Raw genomic sequence first — 19371 nt, 5'->3', positions numbered from 1 at the left:
TCAGTACGTTACCTAAATAAATATCAAAAACATCTAGCACTAAAGTACCAAATTCATAGATTGAGTTTTTTGTTAGTCACTTATAGAGACTATACTCGTTCCTGCAGCTGCTTGATTTTTCTAAATTTATTATTTAGCTCAAATGAGCTTAATCACTCCCGTTAAATGGATTTAAGTCGTTCCCTCGGGTAAGCGAGTTAACTATGAGACGTCAGAAACAGAATGAAATCTCTTGTTGGGTACTAGGGTTGATCATCTTATTACTAAGTTACGTCCCTTCAGTACCAGCAGAAATGGAACTAACGCCCTCCGAGCAAACCGTTGCGCGTTTCCTCTATCAGAGCACTTTTGGGCCAACACCAACATTAATTGATGAGGTAGAAGAAGTCGGGATGGAAAGTTGGATATCTCAACAAATCTACCTTCCTGCCACCTATCATCAACCGCTCTATCGGACACCTTTTTCCAAAGGCGCACAATCCAATCGCGAAAATGCTTGGTATCAAATTGTTATTACTGCTGATGATCAACTCAGACAACGCATGGCGTATGCATTAAGCCAGATCTTAGTGGTCTCTCGCTATGGCGGTGTTCTTTCCAGTAAGCCCACAGGTCTAGTCGACTACTATGATGTATTGATTGCTAACGCTTTTGGCAACTACCGAGATTTATTATATGACGTTTCCATTCATCCTGTCATGGGCAGCTATTTGTCCATGCTCGGTAGCGCAAAAGAGAACAACACGACGGGTGCATTACCTGATGAGAACTTCGCTCGAGAGTTGATGCAGCTGTTCACCCTAGGCTTGTATGAACTGAATATCGATGGCAGTAAAAAGCTTGATCGTAAAACGGGTAAGCCTATCCCCACATATACCCAAACGGATATTCAAGAGCTCGCTCGAGCATTAACTGGGTGGAAAAATGCCGATTTAGCGTTTGTTGAACCGATGCGAGTCATCAGCCACCGACACGATGGTGGCGAGAAACGATTGCTTGGTAACACAATTCCTGCTGGTTTAACTGCGCAAGAAGAGCTTTCAAAAGTGATCGATATTTTGATGTCTCATCCAAACATGGCGCCGTTTGTTTCTAAGCTACTTATCCAACGTTTTGTAACTTCGAATCCAAGTCCGGAGTACATCGCACGTGTTGCTTCGGTATTCAATAACAATGGCAAAGGAGAAAAAGGAGATTTAAGCGCGATCATTCATGCCATTTTGCTCGATTCTGAGGCTCTAGGCATGACAGATACCCCGCCAATAAAAGTGAAAGAGCCAATACTGGTCCTAACTAATTTTCATCGAGCAGCGGGTTTTACAATCAAATCTACACGTTACGAAGACGCTACTACGATGATGAATATCGCCAATCAAGGACCTCTTCGTTCTCCTTCCGTATTTAATTTTTACTCTCCTGACTACCAACCATCTAACGAGTTTACGGAGTCTGGTATTAGCTCTCCTGAGTATGAGCTACTGAACTGGTCCGTTTATACCGATTTGGTCAACTATATGTTGACCAGCACTCGCAGAGGCGGCGGTGATTCCTACACTCTCGATCTCGGCGAGTTTTATCTTCTTTTGGATGATCACGATGCCTTAGTCGAGCTGGTTAACGCACGCTTCTTTGCTGGAACGGCCTCTGCGGAATTAAAAAAACTCATGCTCACCGTGTTAGATGAATATCGTGAGGACTATGTGCCAACAACAAAGCTCGCCTTGGTGATTTTTACCGCCATTTCCGGCGATGAATTCTATATTCAGGATTAGGAGTGGATTATGGATATTTCACGACGACATTTTATAAAAAGCACTGCATCGATGGGCGCTTTAGCTTCGCTTGGTCTACCGGGTTATTCTCTCGCGGCGCCATCCAATGACTTTCGAGCATTGATATGTGTTTATTTAGCAGGTGGAAACGATGCGTTCAACACTGTACTGCCGTTGTCTGACGCGCACTATAACCAATATGCCAAAGTCAGAGGTGCTCTTTCTGTCGCCAAAGACGACATACTCCCTATCAATTTGCATACCGCCGATAGCTCGGATAATCTGGTAGAACTTGGCTTACACCCCAAACTAAAGGCGCTGTCTTCAATTTTCGAACAAGGCGATGCCAATATCGTGCTCAATAGCGGCATTCTCAACCATCCCGTTACAAAACAAGCGATTGAGCTAGGTGAAGCGTCACTTCCCGAGCAACTGTTTTCCCACAATTCACAAACTGACGCTTGGTTACTTGGTGGTATGCAAGAATCTAGCAACTTGGGTTGGGCAGGAAGAATGTTGGACGTATTAACTTCAGAATCAGAAATAACCCCACTATACAGTGTGCACGGGAACTCGCTTTGGTTACGCGCGATGGAACACCGCCAAACCGTGCTGAAAAAAGACCGTGCGGTTCAGCTTACCGCGATTGATAACCCGCTATACAAGGGGATCTATGACCAACTGCTTTCTCATCAAACAGAGAATCCGTTTAGTGGCCACTTTAATTTGATGGTTGATGAGTCGATGGTGATGAGCCGCGTGCTAAGCGAGCAACTCAATCATATTGATGACGCGCCGCTGTTCACCTCATCAACACTCGGCAAGCAGATGCAAACCGTCTATAAATTGATCGCAAGCCAAGATGTGTTAAAGCAACAACGACAAGTCTTCTTCGTTAAACACTCTGGCTACGACCTACACGATTCTCAATTAGTTCGACACCCCGTACTGCTCGAAGATCTAGCGACTAACCTCTTAGCAATGTATCGTGCGATTGACGGGTTGGGGCTAAACAAGCAAGTGACCTCTTTTACAATGTCTGACTTTGGTCGACGGATGACAAGCAACGGTAACGGCACCGATCACGGTTGGGGTGGTCATCAACTATTGATTGGGGGCGCGGTGAATGGTCAGCGACCTATCGGCACATGGCCTGAACTAGTATTGGGCGGAAACGATGACTATTCTCAAGGTCGACTCATACCCCAAATTGCAGCAGATCAGGTGGGCTCAACCCTCGCGCAATGGATGGGCGTGAGTGATAACGCGGCATTGGAATACGTGTTCCCGAATATCCGCAACTTCGCTAATTCAAACCTTGGTTTTATGGCTTAAGCTGCTTTAATGAGCTCTTATTTAACATGTCATGAAAAAGGGAGCATTTACGCTCCCTTCTCAATATCATTCCCGCTGAGTGTCCGTTACGCTTCGTCGCGACGGCGCTCGTTACACAGCTTAATGGCACGCTCAAGTAATTCTAGCGCGGATTGCTCACATTCAGGCAGAGCCGCATCACTTTCACCAATTGGCGTTACGCGGTCACCCCATTTCAATACTGCCGCCCCCCATGTCAAACCTGCACCAAATGCAGCAAGAAGCATGTTATCACCTGGGTTAACTCGGCCTTGCTCTACCGCTTCACATAATGCAATTGGCACCGTCGCTGCAGAAGTATTACCGTAGTTTTGGATGTTCACAAACGCTTTGTCGTGTGGGATCCCAGATAGGTCACATAGGGTTTGAATAATACGAATATTCGCTTGATGAGGAATAACAACGTCGATTTGGTCGGTAGTTAACTGTGATGCTTTAAGCACGGTTTTCGCAGCTAGCCCCATGCCTTTTACCGCACGTTTGAAAATTTCTTGTCCTACAAAGTTGAAATCCCAGTAACCGTTGTCTTCCGCAAAGCGATCCATACAAGTACCAAACTTTGGCACGGATAGAATATCGCGACCTTTAGCGTCACAACCAATTTGAGATTGCAGTAGACCCGTTTCTTTTTCTGTTCTTGATAACACAACGGCGCCCGCGCCATCACCAAATAGAACAGCGGTATCTCGCATGGCCCAATCAATGTAGAAAGACAATCTTTCCGCGCCAATAATGATCGCGTTGCGATAGTTACCTGATTGAATCAAACGTGTGCCCGTTTCAAGGCCGTAGACAAATCCCGTACATGCGGCATTTAAATCAAAGGCCGCCGCAGAACGAATGCCCAAGTTCTGCTGTATTTTAGATGCGATGTTTGGAATAAGTGAATCCGGAGAACAAGTCGCCACAATGATTAAATCAACGTCGCTTGCGTCAACGCCCGCGCGCGCCAATGCGTGTTTGGCAGCAACGGTTGCCATGTCTGAAGTATTTACATGGCTAATACGGCGGTTTTCGATACCGGTGCGGGTACGAATCCACTCATCTGAAGTATCAAGGAAAGTGCTAAGATCATCGTTAGAGAGCACGGCAGGAGGAACACATTTCCCCCAACCTGTAATTTCAGCGTAGTAATTTGTCATCGCAGACCTATTTATTGTTGTATTTTAATAAAATTTCTTAGAACCTTAGGCTCAAATACAAACCTGCTCTGCGTTATTTCGGCAGGTTAAAAAATAAGTATACAAATAATGAGGCTGACTGGTAAGTCATGTTTTCATCAATACGTAATAAAGGAAGAAGTCATGTCATCGTTTAAAACTCGCTGCCCTTCATGCGGCGGTCTGAATCGTGTCCCTAATGAGCGTGTTGCAGAGTCTGCAACTTGCGGTAAATGTAAAAGTGCACTTTTTGATGGCGCGCCTATCGAAGGAACGCAAGATAACTTTTCTGCCCTATTACAAAGTGATACGCCTGTTGTCGTCGACTTTTGGGCCCCTTGGTGTAATCCGTGCGTCGGTTTTGCCCCTGTTTTCTCGGATGTCGCTCATGAACAAGCAGGAACGGCTCGTTTTGTAAAGATTGATACAGAAGCACAACAAGCGCTCGCTGCACAATTTGGCATTCGAAGCATTCCTACCATCATGGTTTTCAAGAACGGTCAACGCGTTGATATGATCAATGGTGCGCTACCTAAGAGTCAGTTTGATCAATGGTTAAATCAAGCACTTAATAAGTAATCCTCCACGCCAACCTCACTGGTAGGTTGGCGTTTTTATGCAACTTATCGACCTATCTATTTAACAAATATTATTTGTCGAAACGACTTAAATTAATCATTTTACTTGCCTAACTATTAGCCTCATATTCGCGCCGAATAACCCATAGATTTCATTTAACTTATAGGCGCAAAACAGTGGAAAACACAGTCGTTCCTGCAGCATCACCACGAGTTACAGTTCCAGTCGTCGCACTGTCTCTTTATGCGGTGGCTTCGGGCTATTTAATGAGCTTGATCCCTCTCATGCTCGGTGAATACAACATCTCAGCAGATTATGCGAGTTGGTTGGCGAGTGTTTTTTATGGCGGCTTATTGGTCGGCGCGATGTTTATTGAACGTGTCGTGCGTCAAGTGGGTCACCGTAAAGCGTTTATTGGCTGCTTAGCGGCATTCTCGCTAACGATTGTCACGCTACCCGTTTTTGCTAATGGGTTAGTGTGGCTTGCTGCTCGTTTTATCGCAGGTATTGCCGTTGCGGGCGTTTTTGTCATTGTTGAATCTTGGCTAATGTCTGGCGACGAAGCATCACGTGCAAAACGTTTGAGCTTGTACATGCTATCGCTTTATGGCGGTTCTGCATTAGGCCAATTTGGCATTGGTGTACTTGGCGTAAGTGGCGGTGTTCCGTTCATTGCAATCACAACGCTGATCCTAATGGCGATGTTGGTGCTGATGTTTATTGAGTGTGAACAACCAAACAGCCATGAATCAACCGCTTTGTCATTTAAGCAAATTGCCAAGCTAAACCATGCTGCAATTATTGGTTGTGTTGTATCAGGTTTGACCTTAGGCGCGATATACGGATTAATGCCTGTTGAGCTAACTAACCGTAAAATCAACCATCAAGACATTGGTACATTGATGGCACTAGTGATCCTAGGTGGCATGTTGGTTCAACCAATGGTGACCACATTGAACAAATACATGAGCCGCACAGTGCTAATGGCGTTCTTCTGTATTTTGGGTATTTTTTCGATCGGTTTGACCTTTATTTCATCGTCAGCCGTGGTATTAGCTGCTGCTTTATTCTTTTTAGGTGCAGCTACTTTTGCCTTGTACCCAATTGCGATCAACTTAGGTTGTGAAGGACTTGATGAGCGCTTTATTGTCTCTGCCACACAAGTCATGCTGTTCAGCTACAGCATTGGCTCTGTTGCTGGCCCGGTTGTGGCTGATAAATTTATGGGCCAAGAACATGGCTTACTAGGCTACTTGTTTGCCGCTTTAGTTGCGACTGGCGTATACATGCTACTTGCAGCGAGCAAAACTAAGCAGCGTATGGCCGCTGACCTCTAACCACGCAACTTCTACTCAACGAAAACGAGGGCATGTCGCCCTCGTTTTTTATTCTTCGCTTTTTTGTTTAGATAAACGTTTGTGACGGTTTGACGCGTTCGCTGCAGGTTTTTCCGGTACCGCGCGCTTTTCATGAAGTAAATGACGAACCGCCAAGATGGGATGTTTCAGTAGCATTCTGGGGCCAGAGTAACGCATGACCAAACGCATTTGCTCTTTAGGGGCCGGTTTATAACAGTGAATCGGACACTTGTTACACGTCGGTTTATTCTCTCCGTAAGGACAACGGTCAAGACGAACTTCTGCGTATTCAAGCAGCTCACGACATTCTGAGCACAAGTCACTTTTTGTTCCATGGTGATCGTGACAGTAAACCTCTACCATGGCTTTTACCGTCTTAAATTCAGTGGCGAGCTTGCCAAGTAAAATATCGCTCATGAGCTTCCAAAAATCACAACGTCATTGTGTAAAGTTCTAACGTTCGACCATTATCGTATTGCTGCTCAACTCGTTCAAACTCAAAGCCCAGTTTTTTGAGCAAACTTATACTACGAATATTGTCATTGTTGGTGATGGCAGCCAACTTCTCGAGTTTCATTCCCTCTCGAGCATATTCCAGCACCGCGGTTGCCGACTCGACTCCGTAGCCGCAACCATAAGCAGAAGGTAAAAAACCATACCCGAGATCGTAGTGTTGCAATGTGTCACGCTTAACTAGCCCACAAATACCGATCGGCTGTCCATCGTCCTTTTTCTCTACTACGAGTAAACTCACGCCTTTAACTTTTTGCATGCGTAGCATGTTTTCTTTTATATAACGCGCCGCTTCATATTCAGTACGAATTTGTTTATCTCCGACAAAACGATAAAAGTCTGGGTGGTTATAAAGTTCTAATATGAATGGTGCATCATCTACACTCACAAGACGTAATATCAAACGTTCAGTGATCAGTGTTTTCATTTGGACTCCATTAAAACGCGAGAGATGATTGGACATAGAAACGTACTTGAATCTTGCGACCGACGTAAGGGCTTATTTAGTTGTAACTTGATAAAAAAATAACTATCCTGCCCCGCTAAATTAAAGGACCACCACCATGAACCGCAAGAAGAAAATCAATCAGATCTTAAAAGCGAAGCAGAAGAGGCACAACGCTAAGCTACATAAGAGCAATAAGCCGCGTTATATCTCCAAAGCTGAACGTGCAAAAATGGAAGCTGAAGAGCAAAACCAAGCCTCGGAAAGCACGGAAAATGTTGTAGACACAGTGCCGACAGATCAAGCCTAAAAGAAAAGCCGCTTTATGCGGCTTTTTTGTTTATTGTACGGAGAGAATTGACTTTAATATTCAACACTGTAGTTCAGTGTGAATGTGCGACCTCTTCCTTTGTAGTCGTAAGCTGCTGCATCGTAGTGTGCCGCATAAAGAATCTGCGCACGTTGACCCCAAGCGGTTGTGTAGTCTTCGTCAAATAGATTTTGAATACCAAAGCCTAACTGCCCAACAGGTAGTGTTACATTACCCAGAAGATCAAACGTGGTGTAGCCCTCCAACTTATTGTTGGCGTCATCTTCGTAATCAAACATCGTCTGACTTTGTAGACGAATCGAGTACGAATCTTGGTAGTATGCAGCCCATGCATTAGCCTTAGATGTACTGGCTTTACCTGCGCTCAAATCTTCCCATTTACCATCGGTTTTCAGCTCAGAAACTACGTAGTGTCCTGATGCCCCTAACAGGATATCGCGGGTCACCCAGTAATTGATGTTTGCTTCTGCACCGTAAACACGCTGCTCGTCGTCAACATTCGTAATCAACAACGTTTTTCTATCATACTTGATGGAGTTGTCGGAAAGCGAGTAATAGCCTGCCGCCTGAAGCGCAAGAGAGTTGGTATCAAGACGGTAACCGATCTCATAGCTGTCCGTTTTAATACCTGACATTTTTGAGTCAGACACATTAATGCTGTTGTTCAACGCATAATGACCGTTTGCATCCACAGCATCATAGCTGCCTTGACCATAGTACTTCGCAGGGTCAGCAAGTTCGAAACCTTGGGAGAAGTTTGCCCAAAGTTGAGATTCATCATTAAGCTGATAAATGGTGCCCAAATTAAACAGACTTACAGAGTAGTCGGTGCTGCCACCTGGTACCGCATCCGCTGACACCCCCTTACCCGAGGCAATCTTCTTTTGTACGCTATAGGCAACAAAGTCATCAATCTTATTGTCCATGTATTGATAGCGGTAACCTGCTTGAACGGACCAATCTTGATTAATTTGATAGTCACCTTGAACAAACATTGCGTAAGACGTTACATCTACACCTGGGTAACGACCAACTTCGGCGTACGTTTTATTAATCAAGTTTCCAGAGTTGTTTGCAATGCTTGGATCGAATAGAGCTTGATTGCTCTCAAAACGGTCTAAATACGCATCAACACCATAAACAAGGTTGAATGATTCCCAGTTTTTTGCCAGTGCCAAACGTCCAGCAAAAACCTCTGTCTTTTGCTGAGAAGCACCTTGGTAATAAGGAGTAAACGTTTGGTCTTCACTTCGGTAAGACAACTCGCCAATCAGTTGATGACCGAATACGCTGTCGTGAGCGTAGTTCGCACTTAAGAGAACTCGCTCTGTACCGTGTTCACGATCGGAATCGAATCCCTCTCGTACATCAACAAATTTATTGTTAACAATATACAAGCCGTATGGCGAATCTTGCTGGCTGTCATAGTATTGTGCGAGAAGGTTTAACTTGCTGGCTTCGGAGATTTGAATCTCTGTCGATCCCATTACATCAAGCGTCGAGTTGTATTGCAGAGAGCCTTGGGAGATATCTGGCGTGACAATGTCGCCATTTGCGTCAAATGCGCCTTGTGTTTCGGTGTACACAACCGAACCCCTAGCGGCAATTCGATCGTTACCACCGGAGATAGACTGAGCTAGTTTGTAATCAAAGTCATCGCTGCTGTTAAAGCCTGAAGTCCCACTGACATACGATTCAAATGACAAGTCATCGGAGTAAGCTTTCTTGGTGATAATGTTGATAACACCACCTGTAGCGCCTGCTCCATAAATGGAGGTTGCACCAGATAGTACTTCAATTCGCTCGATGTTGAATGGGTCAATCGCATCAAGCTGACGACTAATTGGGCGAGAAGACTGCAGTGAGACACCATCAATCATCACCAACATCGCTCTGCCACGCAGGTTCTGGCCGTAGTTAGTTCGACCACCCGTACCAACGTCTAGAGAAGGGATGGTTGCAGAAAGAATGTCACCAAGTGTCTTGCCCGCGCGATATTGCTGAGCAATTTCCTCTTGCCCTACAAACCAAACCGTTCCTGGAATATCAGAGATCGATTTCGGCATCACACTGCCCACGACCACCATTTGTTCATCACTTGGTGTTGATGTTTGTTGAAGTTCTTCCGCAGCTATTGAGCTAACTGCGTATCCACTGCTCATCGCAAGTACGATGAGATTAAGAGAAAACGTCCTTTTTATCATTGTATTTATCTTTTTGTTGTCAACAAGAGCATGCAATGATACTTATTCTCACTCTCAAATCGAGCACTGTTACATAAGTTAACCAAATGTTAATTAGGATTATGCTTGCTCATAAGCTGTCGATTTTTTTCTAAACGAGGACAATCTTCACAAAGCTTTCTGCCTTCACACTTATAGACTAAACAACAGCTTTTTCTGACCAATTTTAGCGGCTGATCCAGTGACGTCTCATAAAGTGAATGACTACTGTTGGCATCTAAACCCAATGCCTGTAACCACAAGATGGCATGCTCACGCAATGTCGTGTTGGTCATTTGCGGAAAGCGCTGTTGAAGACGAATCAAACAAGCCATGATCCCATCCGACATCAATTGATGAGTGAAACCTGGGCGAATGCGCGTCCATTGACTCATTTCTTGTTGGTAGAAATCGAACAACTCTCGAATTTGACGTCCGGCCTCTTTTATTAATTCTTCTGGCTTACCATGTATATGTGTTTCGTCAGCGAATCGATATCCAGACACAAAACAAGGCTTGAGGTGCTGCGCCATCTCACGAATGTTTGGCAACGTGTGGAAACCGTAAATAGAAATGAACGCAACATAAACAGGCTGCCAACACAACAAATCCCACGTTCTCGTCAACCAATACGCTTTCCCCGCTTCCGGATGAGCCTCAGACAACTGTTGGTAAAGGCCTTGAATGATCGGATTGATATCATTTTCGATATGAATAACTTCTTGCCCTATTTCGCCAATATCACCGTGCAGGTAAGGCGTAATCTCACTCGAAGTTTGAAATAGTTGTGGGAAAAATTGCTCAGACATGATGGTTTATTGTTGGTGTAGTCATTCTGACACCTTTATACCCAAGCACTAATCGCAATGCAAACTATTATCTTTTGTGTTCACATAACAAGAACCTATTCTCATCTGTGGTCTCTGTCTCTATTTTCAAGCTCTTTGCGCCCGTAAGGTCTGGTTACGTATGCGATGAATAGCAACAAACTCTTAAACCTCTTCGCATTTAGCGCTGACATGATCGCAAAAATACACAGCATAAAAACACCCTGATAAAACTGTGTTAACAGTTTCCCTGTGTAGCGTGAGTTATTGCCAATAATTGAATATTGCTGTTTCTTATCCAAAGGAGTGTGAACAACATGAAGTATTTTCTTTCTGAATATCGGGACAATGTAATTAAGTAATTTGGCTATATAGCCCCCTGTTTTGAATAAGGAAATCCACATGTTGTATCTTGAGTTTCTATTTTTGCTCGTGATGCTGTATATCGGCTCACGTTATGGTGGTATAGGCCTTGGGGTCGTATCTGGTATTGGTTTGGTGATTGAAGTCTTCATCTTTAAGATGCCGCCAACCTCCCCTCCTGTCACCGTTATGTTGATCATCTTAGCAGTGGTAACATGTGCATCCATTCTTGAAGCGGCTGGTGGTTTGAAATACATGCTGCAAGTTGCCGAACGTGTGCTTCGTAAGAACCCAAAACGCGTCACCCTCATCGCTCCTTTTGTTACTTACTTTATGACCTTCTTGCTCGGCACAGGTCACGCGGTTTACTCCATCATGCCAATCATTGGCGACGTTGCACTGAAAAACGGCATTCGTCCGGAACGTCCAATGGCAGCCGCTTCCGTCGCTTCGCAAATCGCGATTACGGCCTCTCCAATTTCAGCGGCAGTCGTTTACTACTTGGCACAACTCTCTGATATTCAGCACGAGATCACTCTGCTTTCTATTTTGCTCGTTACTGTTCCAGCGACGCTATTCGGTACGTTGCTGATGTCACTTTACAGCCTAAAACGCGGTAAAGAACTGGAAGACGATGAAGAATACCAAGAGCGTTTAAAAGATCCGGTGTGGCGTGAAAAGATCCTCAACACCACTGCAACGTCTCTTGATGAAGTGCTACCAACAAGTGCTCGTAACTCTGTGTTGCTGTTCATCGCGTCTATCTTGGTTATCGTCGTTATCGCGATGTGGCCGGACATTCGTACCATCGTGGATGGCGCGAAACCAATCAGCATGGCCGTTGTGATTCAAATGATGATGCTCTGCTTCGGCGGTATCATTTTGCTTGCAACCAAAACTGATCCACGTGACGTACCAAACGGCGTAGTATTCAAATCAGGTATGGTGGCTGCCATTGCGATCTTCGGTATCGCCTGGATGTCAGATACTTACTTCCAATACGCAATGCCTCAGTTCAAATCTGGCATCGTTGAGATGGTAACCAACTACCCTTGGACGTTCGCGCTTGCGTTGTTCATTGTGTCAGTTGTAGTGAATTCTCAAGCAGCGACTGCACGTATGATGTTGCCTGTCGGTCTTGGCTTGGGTCTGGATCCTGCACTGCTTATCGGCCTAATGCCTGCGGTATACGGTTACTTCTTTATTCCGAACTACCCTTCAGATATCGCGACAGTGAACTTCGATACGTCAGGTACCACTAAGATTGGTAAGTGGTACTTCAACCACTCATTTATGTCGGTAGGTTTGATTGGTGTGATTGGTGCTTGCTGTCTGGGCTACTTGTTAGGACAAATGATCATTCCTTCATAATTAGCCAAATCAACAATAAATTAGAGGCGAGTCATTGTACGTTAGCGTACAGCCTGAATGACTCGCCTTTTCTTTGTCACGCTAGTGATTACAGTAAGAAGTCATCATCAATCGCGACAAAGTTATCGGCACAATCAATCAGAGTTTGGGATGTTAGCTTAGGCACACCATAAACAGTCACCGTTTTATTGAAGCGCTGCTGAATTCGTTCCACCAGCAGACTAAAGTCCCCATCTCCAGAAACGAGAATCACTTCCTCAACTTCAGGGGCAATTTCAATCGCATCAAGAGTAATACCGACATCCCAGTCGCCTTTCGAGCTGCCGTCACGACGCTGAATATAGGGTTTAAGCATTACCTCGAACCCAACACCGCGTAAAATGTGATGAAACTGACGCTGTTTTGGATCGTTACTCGCGATGGCATAAGCACGAGCACTCACCACCTCTTTCCCTTGCGTCGCAACATACCAAAACTGGTTGTAATCAAAATTACTGCGATACGCTTCGCGACAGGTGTAATACACATTCTGTACATCAACCAAAATGGCGATCTTTTGTTTTCTTTCCGAATTCATCTTTTCTACGCTTGATTTATTTGCTGCCTACCCTAAGTCAGTTTTGGTAAAAGCACAATGAGCCAATTCCACTAAACTTAACGTATAAACGGTATTTGGGTTTCTAGGGGAACTGTCATGGGCGGAAAGTTACTAGTGATACTACTTTCTTGTATCTTGTCATCGACAGCATTCGGTTATCCAGCACATTCAAAGTACTGGCCGCACCGGAGTGTGCTTTACTTCGCTCCAGAAAACGATGAATACGTTAAACAATTCTTACTAGAAGCACTCATGAATGAGTGCGAGTTGGAAGACAGAGATGTGGTCACATTAGTCATTACAGAACAAGGCTATACGTCTCCAGCTTGGCTCAAAGAAGAGTTTGATTTGAAAATGCTTGCCAAGCTGTATGAAATTGAAAAAGGCTCACATACCGCAATTTTACTTGGTAAAGATGGTCAAGAGAAATACCGATGGGGCGCAAAAACGGATTGGCCATTTATCAACAACTTGATTGATCAAATGCCAATGCGTAAGCAAGAAATGCAGAGACGTCATAGCCCCTGCAAAATCTAACCATTAGATGAACTTATTTTCTAAACCAGTCTAGTTTGTTGTGCAACTGAGTCACGCTGCCAACGACGATCAATGCTGGACTGATCGCCTTCTCAGCCATTTCAGAAAGTTCGTTCAGTTTTCCTTGGAACACGCGCTGCTCTGGACGCGTACCATTTTCAATAATGGCGCATGACATCTCTGGATCTAATCCATGAGTGATCAGCTTATCCATGATGTGACCGCTTTGCTTCAAACCCATGTAGAACACAAGTGTGTTGTTAGATTGCGCTAACGAATGCCACTCAATTTCGCGACCGTCTTTTTGCACGTGACCCGTAATAAATTGAACGCTTTGCGCGTGGTCGCGATGCGTTAATGGAATACCCGCGTAAGCTGTTGCACCCGCCGCAGCGGTGATCCCTGGCACCACTTCGTATTTGATGCCATATTCTGCAAGCTCTTCTAACTCTTCACCGCCGCGTCCAAAGATGAAAGAATCACCACCTTTTAGGCGCACAACGCGTTTACCTTCTTGTGCTTTTTCCACCAAAATTTGATTGATCTGGTCTTGTGGTACGCAGTGAAAATCGAGCTTTTTCCCGACATAAATCATCTCGGCGGATACGTGTGCTAACTCTAGAATCTCTTTAGATACCAATCGGTCATACACCACAACTTCAGCCGCTTGAATGGCTTTCAAACCTTTGACCGTCAGCAAGTCTGGATCGCCCGGACCTGCACCAACTAAAGAAACAAAGCCGCTGTTTAAAGATGAGTTCGCAGTAGTCATATCAACGCCTATCGGAAATTTGGATATAAAGAGTAACACTCACGTTATTAACTTAAGGTTTAAACTACCCCAAGGAGTTATTACTTTTTATAGCTAAATCAATACAATATCTATTGAAAGTTAAATGAGTTGAGTAGCCCTACCTTCCATAGGTAGGGCCAGATAAAAGCAGTTTATTTTGCGATTGCAGGCTCTGCTTTTACTTCTTCTTCAACTACGTTGATAGAAGGCGCTGTTTTCGCATGAGTTAGGTACAGTGGCAGACAAGTCATTACAAGACCACCAACGATGTTACCTAAGATGGTTGGGATAAGGTTGAAGTTCAACCAAGTCGCGATACCAAAATCCGCACCTAGAATCATACCCAGTGGGAATAGGAACATGTTTACCACAGTGTGCTCAAATACGAGTGCGAAGAAGATGAAGATTGGGAACCACATCATCGCTACACGACCAGATACTGAACGTGCCGTCATGTTGCCGATCACGCCCAGGCACACCATTAGGTTACAGAAGATAGCGCGTACAAAACACGTGATCCATCCGTCCATACCCATACTTTCGAAACCAAGGCTACGGGCAGTCGATACAGCGACAAACTTATTCGCTACCGCGTTCAATTCTAGAGAGAAGTTACCGGTTAGAGAGATAGCCACTAGGTAAGCCACTATTAGAGAACCAATCAGGTTACCCAAACCTACCAATCCCCAGCAACGGAAAATACGACCCCAAGTGATACCCGGACGGTTAGCAAACTTAGCCAAAGGAGCAAGACCAAAAACACCTGTGACAAGGTCGTAACCCATCACACTGAGAATCACAAAGCCCACAGGGAAAACAAGCGCCCCCACAAGGCCAATGCCCGTTTGTACAATCGCGGTAATAGCAACCACCACCGCAAGAGACAGAATAACGCCTGCCATCGTGCCGCGAAGCAGAAGATCTCGAGTGCTGGTATTAATTTTCGCTTCACCCACGTTGATCATGGTTTGCACGAATTCAGCAGGTTTAAAGTCTGTAGACATGAATGTGTCCTTATTCAAAATTGAAAGTTAAAAAGTTAAAGATTGAATGAGAAAGGCTTCCCGTTGACACCCACTGCTGTCGACATCATCTCGCTTCCCTGTTCCCCCAAGATGACGCTTGGAAAGCCTTTGTCTATTGAATCTAAGTACTCAGTGCATTCCCTCCCCTTAAGGAGGAGGGAATGCGAACCAAGCTTATGCAGAAATTTCTACTTCACCGTTGGTTACACGCGTTTTGTACGCTTTCACGTTAAAACGCTCGTCTTCCATACAAGCACCTGTTGTCAGGTTAAAGCGTTGCTTTTTAAGTGGGCTTGCTACCCAGAGTTCGCCTTGGTGCTCACAAATCAAACCGCGAGAAAGCACGTTTGATTGGAAGAACGGGTCTGTGTTGCTGATTGCAAACACTTGTTCCGCTTCTGTTGGGCGGAATACCGCAACTTGCTGACCATCAACCAGTGCACAAACGCCAGTGCCCGGTACGATGTCGTTGATTTGGCAAATCTTTTCAAATGACATGTTCAACCTTCCCTTATGCTTCAGTGATCGCTACGTGTAGGATGTCGCCTTTCGCTTCAGGATGTTTCTCCGTGAAGGTCGCTGGACGGTGCTGTTCGCGCTCTTGAACAAACACAACATTGTCATCGCGCTTGTCAGAGTTGATGAAGTGTGCGAAACGAGTCAGTTGTGATTCGTCATTGATGGTTGCAGTCCACTCACATTCGTACTCATCTACAAGCTTCGCTACGTCTGCTTCTAGTTGAGCGTTAATGCCAAGTTTGTCTTCAACAATCACTTCGCGTAGGTAGTCAACGCCGCCTTCCATGTTTTCCATCCAAACTGATGTGCGTTGTAGTGGCGCAGCAGTACGGATGTAGAACATCATGAAGCGGTCGATATACTTGATTAGCGTTTCTTTATCTAGGTCACTTGCAAGTAGGTCTGCGTGACGAGGCTTCATACCACCGTTACCACATACGTACATGTTCCAACCTGCGTCAGTCGCGATGATGCCAAGGTCTTTACCTTGTGCTTCCGCACACTCACGAGTACAGCCAGAAACACCGAACTTCATCTTATGAGGTGTACGAATGCCTTTGTAACGGTTCTCGATGTAGGAACCTAGACCAACAGAATCTTGAACACCGTAACGACACCACGTTGAGCCAACACAGGTCTTCGCCATACGAAGTGCTTTTGCGTACGCTTGACCTGTTTCGAAACCAGCGTCGATAAGCTTGCGCCAGATCTCTGGAAGATCGTCTTTTTGAGCACCAAACAGACCAATACGTTGAGCACCGGTTACTTTGGTGTATAGGTTGTATTCTGCAGCAACGTTCGCTAGCGCACCCAGTGCTTGAGGTGTTACTTCACCACCCGCCATACGTGGGATCACAGAGTAAGTACCGTCTTTTTGGATGTTACCTAGGAAGTTGTCGTTCGTGTCGTGCAGCTTAACCAGTTGTGGCTTAAGGATGTGCTCACCCCAGCAAGACGCCAAAATAGAGCCCACAAGTGGTTTACATACTTCACAGCCGTAACCTTTACCGTATTTCTCCAGAAGCTCATCAAACGTTTTGATCTCTTCAATACGGATTAAGTGGAACAGCTCTTGGCGCGAGTAAGCAAAGTGCTCACACACGTCGTTCTTCACTTCGATACCAGATTTAGCAAGCTCTGCATTTAGAACAGACGTCACTAGAGGAATACAACCACCACAGCCTGTACCTGCGCCAGTCACTGCTTTGATGTCGCCCAATTTATGGTGGCCATCAGCAACCGCTTGTGCGATCTTGCCTTTGGTTACATCGAAACATGAACAGATCACTGCGCTTTCTGGTAGAGCGTCGGCACCTAGTGCTGGTTTCTCAGCGCCTGCGTGTGCAGGAAGGATCAAGGCATCTGGGTGTTCTGGTAGGTCGATTTCGTTCAACATCAATTGAAGCAAATCGCCGTAGTCAGACGTATCACCCACTAATACCGCACCAAGCAGTTTCTTGTTGTCTTCAGAAACGATAAGACGTTTGTAAACTTCTTGTTCTTCGTTTTGGTAAACGTAACTCTTACAACCTTCAGTGCGACCATTCGCATCACCGATAGAGCCCACTTTCACACCAAGCAGTTTTAACTTCGCAGACATATCAGCGCCTTCGAATTTGCTTTCTGTGTTACCTAGTAGGTGATCAACGGCAACCGTCGCCATCTTGTAACCCGGAGCAACAAGACCGTAGAACATGTCGTTCCAAGACGCACACTCACCAATAGCGTAGATGTTCTCATCAGAAGTCTGGCAGTGGTCGTTGATGGCAACACCACCACGAGGGCCAACTTCTAGCTCCATTTGACGAGCTAGTTTGTCTTGTGGACGAATACCTGCAGAGAATACGATGAAGTCTGTTTCTAGCTCTGAGCCGTCAGCAAAACGCATAACATTGCGTGCGTTTGTGCCTTCTGCCGCAATCTCAAGCGTGTTTTTGCTGGTGTGAACGTTCACGCCCATACGCTCGATCTTTTGACGAAGTTGGTTACCACCAGCAAGGTCAAGTTGCTCAGCCATCAGCTTTGGTGCGAACTCAACAACGTGTGTTTCTACACCCAATGCTTTTAGTGCGCCTGCTGCTTCAAGACCGAGTAGACCACCACCGATAACCACGCCGGATTTACTGTTCTTCGCACACGCTTCGATCGCTTTAAGATCTTCGATAGTACGGTAAACAAAACAGTCTTTGCTTTCATGACCTTTGATAGGCGGGACAAATGGGAATGAGCCTGTAGCAAGAATCAGCTTGTCGTATTGAACTTCACGGCCAGTGCTTGAGTAAACAATGCGGTTTTCACGGTTGATGTTAATCGCACGTTCACCGATCAGCATGTTAATACTGTGTTTCTCGTAGAAGCCTTCTTTCACTAAAGAAAGTTCATCTGCAGTATGGTGAGAAAAGTAAGAGGAAAGGTGCACACGGTCGTATGCGACACGAGGTTCTTCACAGAAAACGGTAATCTCCATATTAGAGATATCAGCTTTCTCGACTAAGTCTTCAATATAACGGTGCCCTACCATACCGTTACCGATGACTACTAGCTTCAACTTGCTCATTATAATTCCTAAGGGTTAGGTTCTTATCACTGAGCTCATTGTTAATTGTGAAAGAAAATTAATACATGATGTAAATCAATTACAATTTCAAACTACCCTAAAGGGGTAGATGAACGTTTTTATCTTGATATTGAAGAATAAAAGGTAATTTATTAACGGATGTTGGTAGTTTTTACAAAATGAGATAACCGCAGTCATGCTCACAAAGGGCTATACAGTTTTGGCTTTTACAGAATGGCAATGATTGTCGAGTTAAACCACGCTAACGATAAACCCTGCTTTGTTTAAAAACAAAGCATTCGTTTTAACCTAGCCGTTTCAAGGCTATTAAAGGTGAACAACTGAAGTGACTGAAAGTTTTAGAAAAATCAAGTCTCACAACAAAAATCTTTTACTAGCTAAGTCGCACTATAAAGACTAGAATCTGATTTAGTTCATATGGAATAAAATCCATATGATTGATACCGTAATTGACATATAGAGTGCCGTCCCATGTTTGTGAGGCGGCCTTTTATTTGGGAGTCATAAAATGTCAGAAAACAATTCTATCTACATTTCAAGCTTAGATATGAACCGAATCACGGCTTTGTTGGATAAAATGCCAAACATCGCGGCGGAGCTTGTTGAGCTAGAAGCAGAGCTAGACCGTGCGACGGTTCTTGAGCCAGAACAAATGCCAGATAATGTGGTCACGATGAACTCAACTGTAGAGTTTAAATTTGCAGGTGAAGATAGAACCATGACAAAGACACTGGTTTACCCATCTGAGCTGAAAAGCAGTGATGATATTTCCATTTTTGCGCCCGTAGGCAGCGCACTGATCGGTTTGTCTGTTGGTCAAAAACTTGAATGGCCAATGCCAAATAATCAAGTGAAGACAATTGAAATTGTCGATATCACCTACCAGCCTGAGCGTTGTGGTGCACTAAACCGCTAACCCTCAGTAGTCCCGGTGCAAAGGCCTCATTTATGACTTTGCACCAGGAGAGCCCCTCGCTTATCCCCTATTTCCTTCTTTGTTTTTCCA

At 44.9% G+C, this 19371-nt stretch carries 18 protein-coding genes; 8 read left to right on the top strand and 10 right to left on the bottom strand.

Going from position 1 to position 19371, the window contains the following annotated elements; genetic code table 11:
- Positions 1–203 precede the first annotated feature (203 nt).
- Together R2S67_RS03410 and R2S67_RS03405 are read left to right on the top strand one after the other, a co-directional pair.
- Positions 204–1772, top strand: a complete 1569-nt coding sequence (locus R2S67_RS03410; protein ID WP_317342216.1) for a DUF1800 domain-containing protein — start codon at positions 204–206, stop codon at positions 1770–1772.
- 9 nt (positions 1773–1781) lie between these two features.
- Positions 1782–3107: a DUF1501 domain-containing protein gene (locus tag R2S67_RS03405; RefSeq protein ID WP_317342214.1), complete on the top strand. Its 1326-nt coding sequence runs from the start codon at positions 1782–1784 to the stop codon at positions 3105–3107.
- An 86-nt stretch (positions 3108–3193) separates the two neighbouring features.
- Here the strand turns inward: R2S67_RS03405 and R2S67_RS03400 are convergent, their stop codons facing one another.
- Complete coding sequence (locus R2S67_RS03400) at positions 3194–4288, bottom strand: ketoacyl-ACP synthase III (RefSeq protein ID WP_005394577.1); 1095 nt, start codon at positions 4286–4288, stop codon at positions 3194–3196.
- Between the two features lie 162 nt (positions 4289–4450).
- Here R2S67_RS03400 and trxC point away from each other — a divergent pair, with 162 nt between their 5' ends.
- Both trxC and R2S67_RS03390 read left to right on the top strand, forming a co-directional pair.
- A complete protein-coding gene (trxC, locus tag R2S67_RS03395; protein WP_005394579.1) occupies positions 4451–4885 on the top strand; it encodes a thioredoxin TrxC in 435 nt (144 codons plus the stop codon).
- Between the two features lie 176 nt (positions 4886–5061).
- Positions 5062–6222, top strand: coding sequence for an MFS transporter (locus R2S67_RS03390; RefSeq protein ID WP_317342211.1), 1161 nt, complete (start codon positions 5062–5064; stop codon positions 6220–6222).
- Between the two features lie 48 nt (positions 6223–6270).
- On the opposite strand, the gene R2S67_RS03385 is transcribed toward R2S67_RS03390, so the two are convergent.
- Positions 6271–6660 (bottom strand): nitrous oxide-stimulated promoter family protein, encoded by a 390-nt coding sequence (locus R2S67_RS03385; protein WP_258692254.1) that lies wholly within the window; start codon positions 6658–6660, stop codon positions 6271–6273.
- Positions 6661–6673: 13 nt separating this feature from the next.
- Positions 6674–7183, bottom strand: coding sequence for a GNAT family N-acetyltransferase (locus tag R2S67_RS03380; RefSeq protein ID WP_317342208.1), 510 nt, complete (start codon positions 7181–7183; stop codon positions 6674–6676).
- Between the two features lie 136 nt (positions 7184–7319).
- On the opposite strand from R2S67_RS03380, the gene R2S67_RS03375 reads away from it, so the two are divergent.
- Complete coding sequence (locus tag R2S67_RS03375; protein ID WP_317342206.1) at positions 7320–7511, top strand: DUF2986 domain-containing protein; 192 nt, start codon at positions 7320–7322, stop codon at positions 7509–7511.
- Positions 7512–7564: 53 nt separating this feature from the next.
- Here R2S67_RS03375 and R2S67_RS03370 read toward each other — a convergent pair whose 3' ends face one another.
- Positions 7565–9736, bottom strand: a complete 2172-nt coding sequence (locus R2S67_RS03370) for a TonB-dependent receptor (RefSeq protein WP_317342205.1) — start codon at positions 9734–9736, stop codon at positions 7565–7567.
- Positions 9737–9825: 89 nt separating this feature from the next.
- Positions 9826–10563 (bottom strand): siderophore ferric iron reductase, encoded by a 738-nt coding sequence (locus R2S67_RS03365; protein ID WP_203347404.1) that lies wholly within the window; start codon positions 10561–10563, stop codon positions 9826–9828.
- A 420-nt stretch (positions 10564–10983) separates the two neighbouring features.
- Here R2S67_RS03365 and R2S67_RS03360 point away from each other — a divergent pair, with 420 nt between their 5' ends.
- Entirely contained in the window at positions 10984–12315 is a 1332-nt protein-coding gene (locus R2S67_RS03360) for an anaerobic C4-dicarboxylate transporter (RefSeq protein WP_005394592.1), read from the top strand.
- An 88-nt stretch (positions 12316–12403) separates the two neighbouring features.
- On the opposite strand, the gene R2S67_RS03355 is transcribed toward R2S67_RS03360, so the two are convergent.
- Complete coding sequence (locus R2S67_RS03355; RefSeq protein WP_005394594.1) at positions 12404–12892, bottom strand: NYN domain-containing protein; 489 nt, start codon at positions 12890–12892, stop codon at positions 12404–12406.
- A 117-nt stretch (positions 12893–13009) separates the two neighbouring features.
- Here R2S67_RS03355 and R2S67_RS03350 point away from each other — a divergent pair, with 117 nt between their 5' ends.
- Complete coding sequence (locus R2S67_RS03350; protein ID WP_258625833.1) at positions 13010–13450, top strand: DUF4174 domain-containing protein; 441 nt, start codon at positions 13010–13012, stop codon at positions 13448–13450.
- A gap of 13 nt (positions 13451–13463) precedes the next feature.
- Here R2S67_RS03350 and cobA read toward each other — a convergent pair whose 3' ends face one another.
- The 4 genes from cobA to nirB form a co-directional block, all read right to left on the bottom strand.
- On the bottom strand, positions 13464–14222 hold the full coding sequence (gene cobA / locus R2S67_RS03345; protein ID WP_317342203.1) for a uroporphyrinogen-III C-methyltransferase: 759 nt from the start codon (positions 14220–14222) through the stop codon (positions 13464–13466).
- Between the two features lie 173 nt (positions 14223–14395).
- Entirely contained in the window at positions 14396–15247 is an 852-nt protein-coding gene (locus R2S67_RS03340; protein WP_317342202.1) for a formate/nitrite transporter family protein, read from the bottom strand.
- 195 nt (positions 15248–15442) lie between these two features.
- On the bottom strand, positions 15443–15766 hold the full coding sequence (nirD, locus tag R2S67_RS03335; protein ID WP_317342201.1) for a nitrite reductase small subunit NirD: 324 nt from the start codon (positions 15764–15766) through the stop codon (positions 15443–15445).
- A gap of 13 nt (positions 15767–15779) precedes the next feature.
- On the bottom strand, positions 15780–18344 hold the full coding sequence (gene nirB / locus R2S67_RS03330; RefSeq protein ID WP_317342199.1) for a nitrite reductase large subunit NirB: 2565 nt from the start codon (positions 18342–18344) through the stop codon (positions 15780–15782).
- A 529-nt stretch (positions 18345–18873) separates the two neighbouring features.
- Between nirB and rnk the strand changes: the two genes are divergently transcribed.
- Positions 18874–19281 (top strand): nucleoside diphosphate kinase regulator, encoded by a 408-nt coding sequence (rnk, locus tag R2S67_RS03325; RefSeq protein WP_005394604.1) that lies wholly within the window; start codon positions 18874–18876, stop codon positions 19279–19281.
- The last annotated feature ends 90 nt before the right edge of the window (positions 19282–19371 follow it).

The organism is Vibrio sp. T13N (assembly GCF_032970445.1).
Classification (GTDB): Bacteria; Pseudomonadota; Gammaproteobacteria; order Enterobacterales; family Vibrionaceae; genus Vibrio; species Vibrio diabolicus.
The sequence above is the reverse complement of the archived record's forward strand: the minus strand, read 5'-3'. Positions and strand labels throughout refer to the sequence as shown.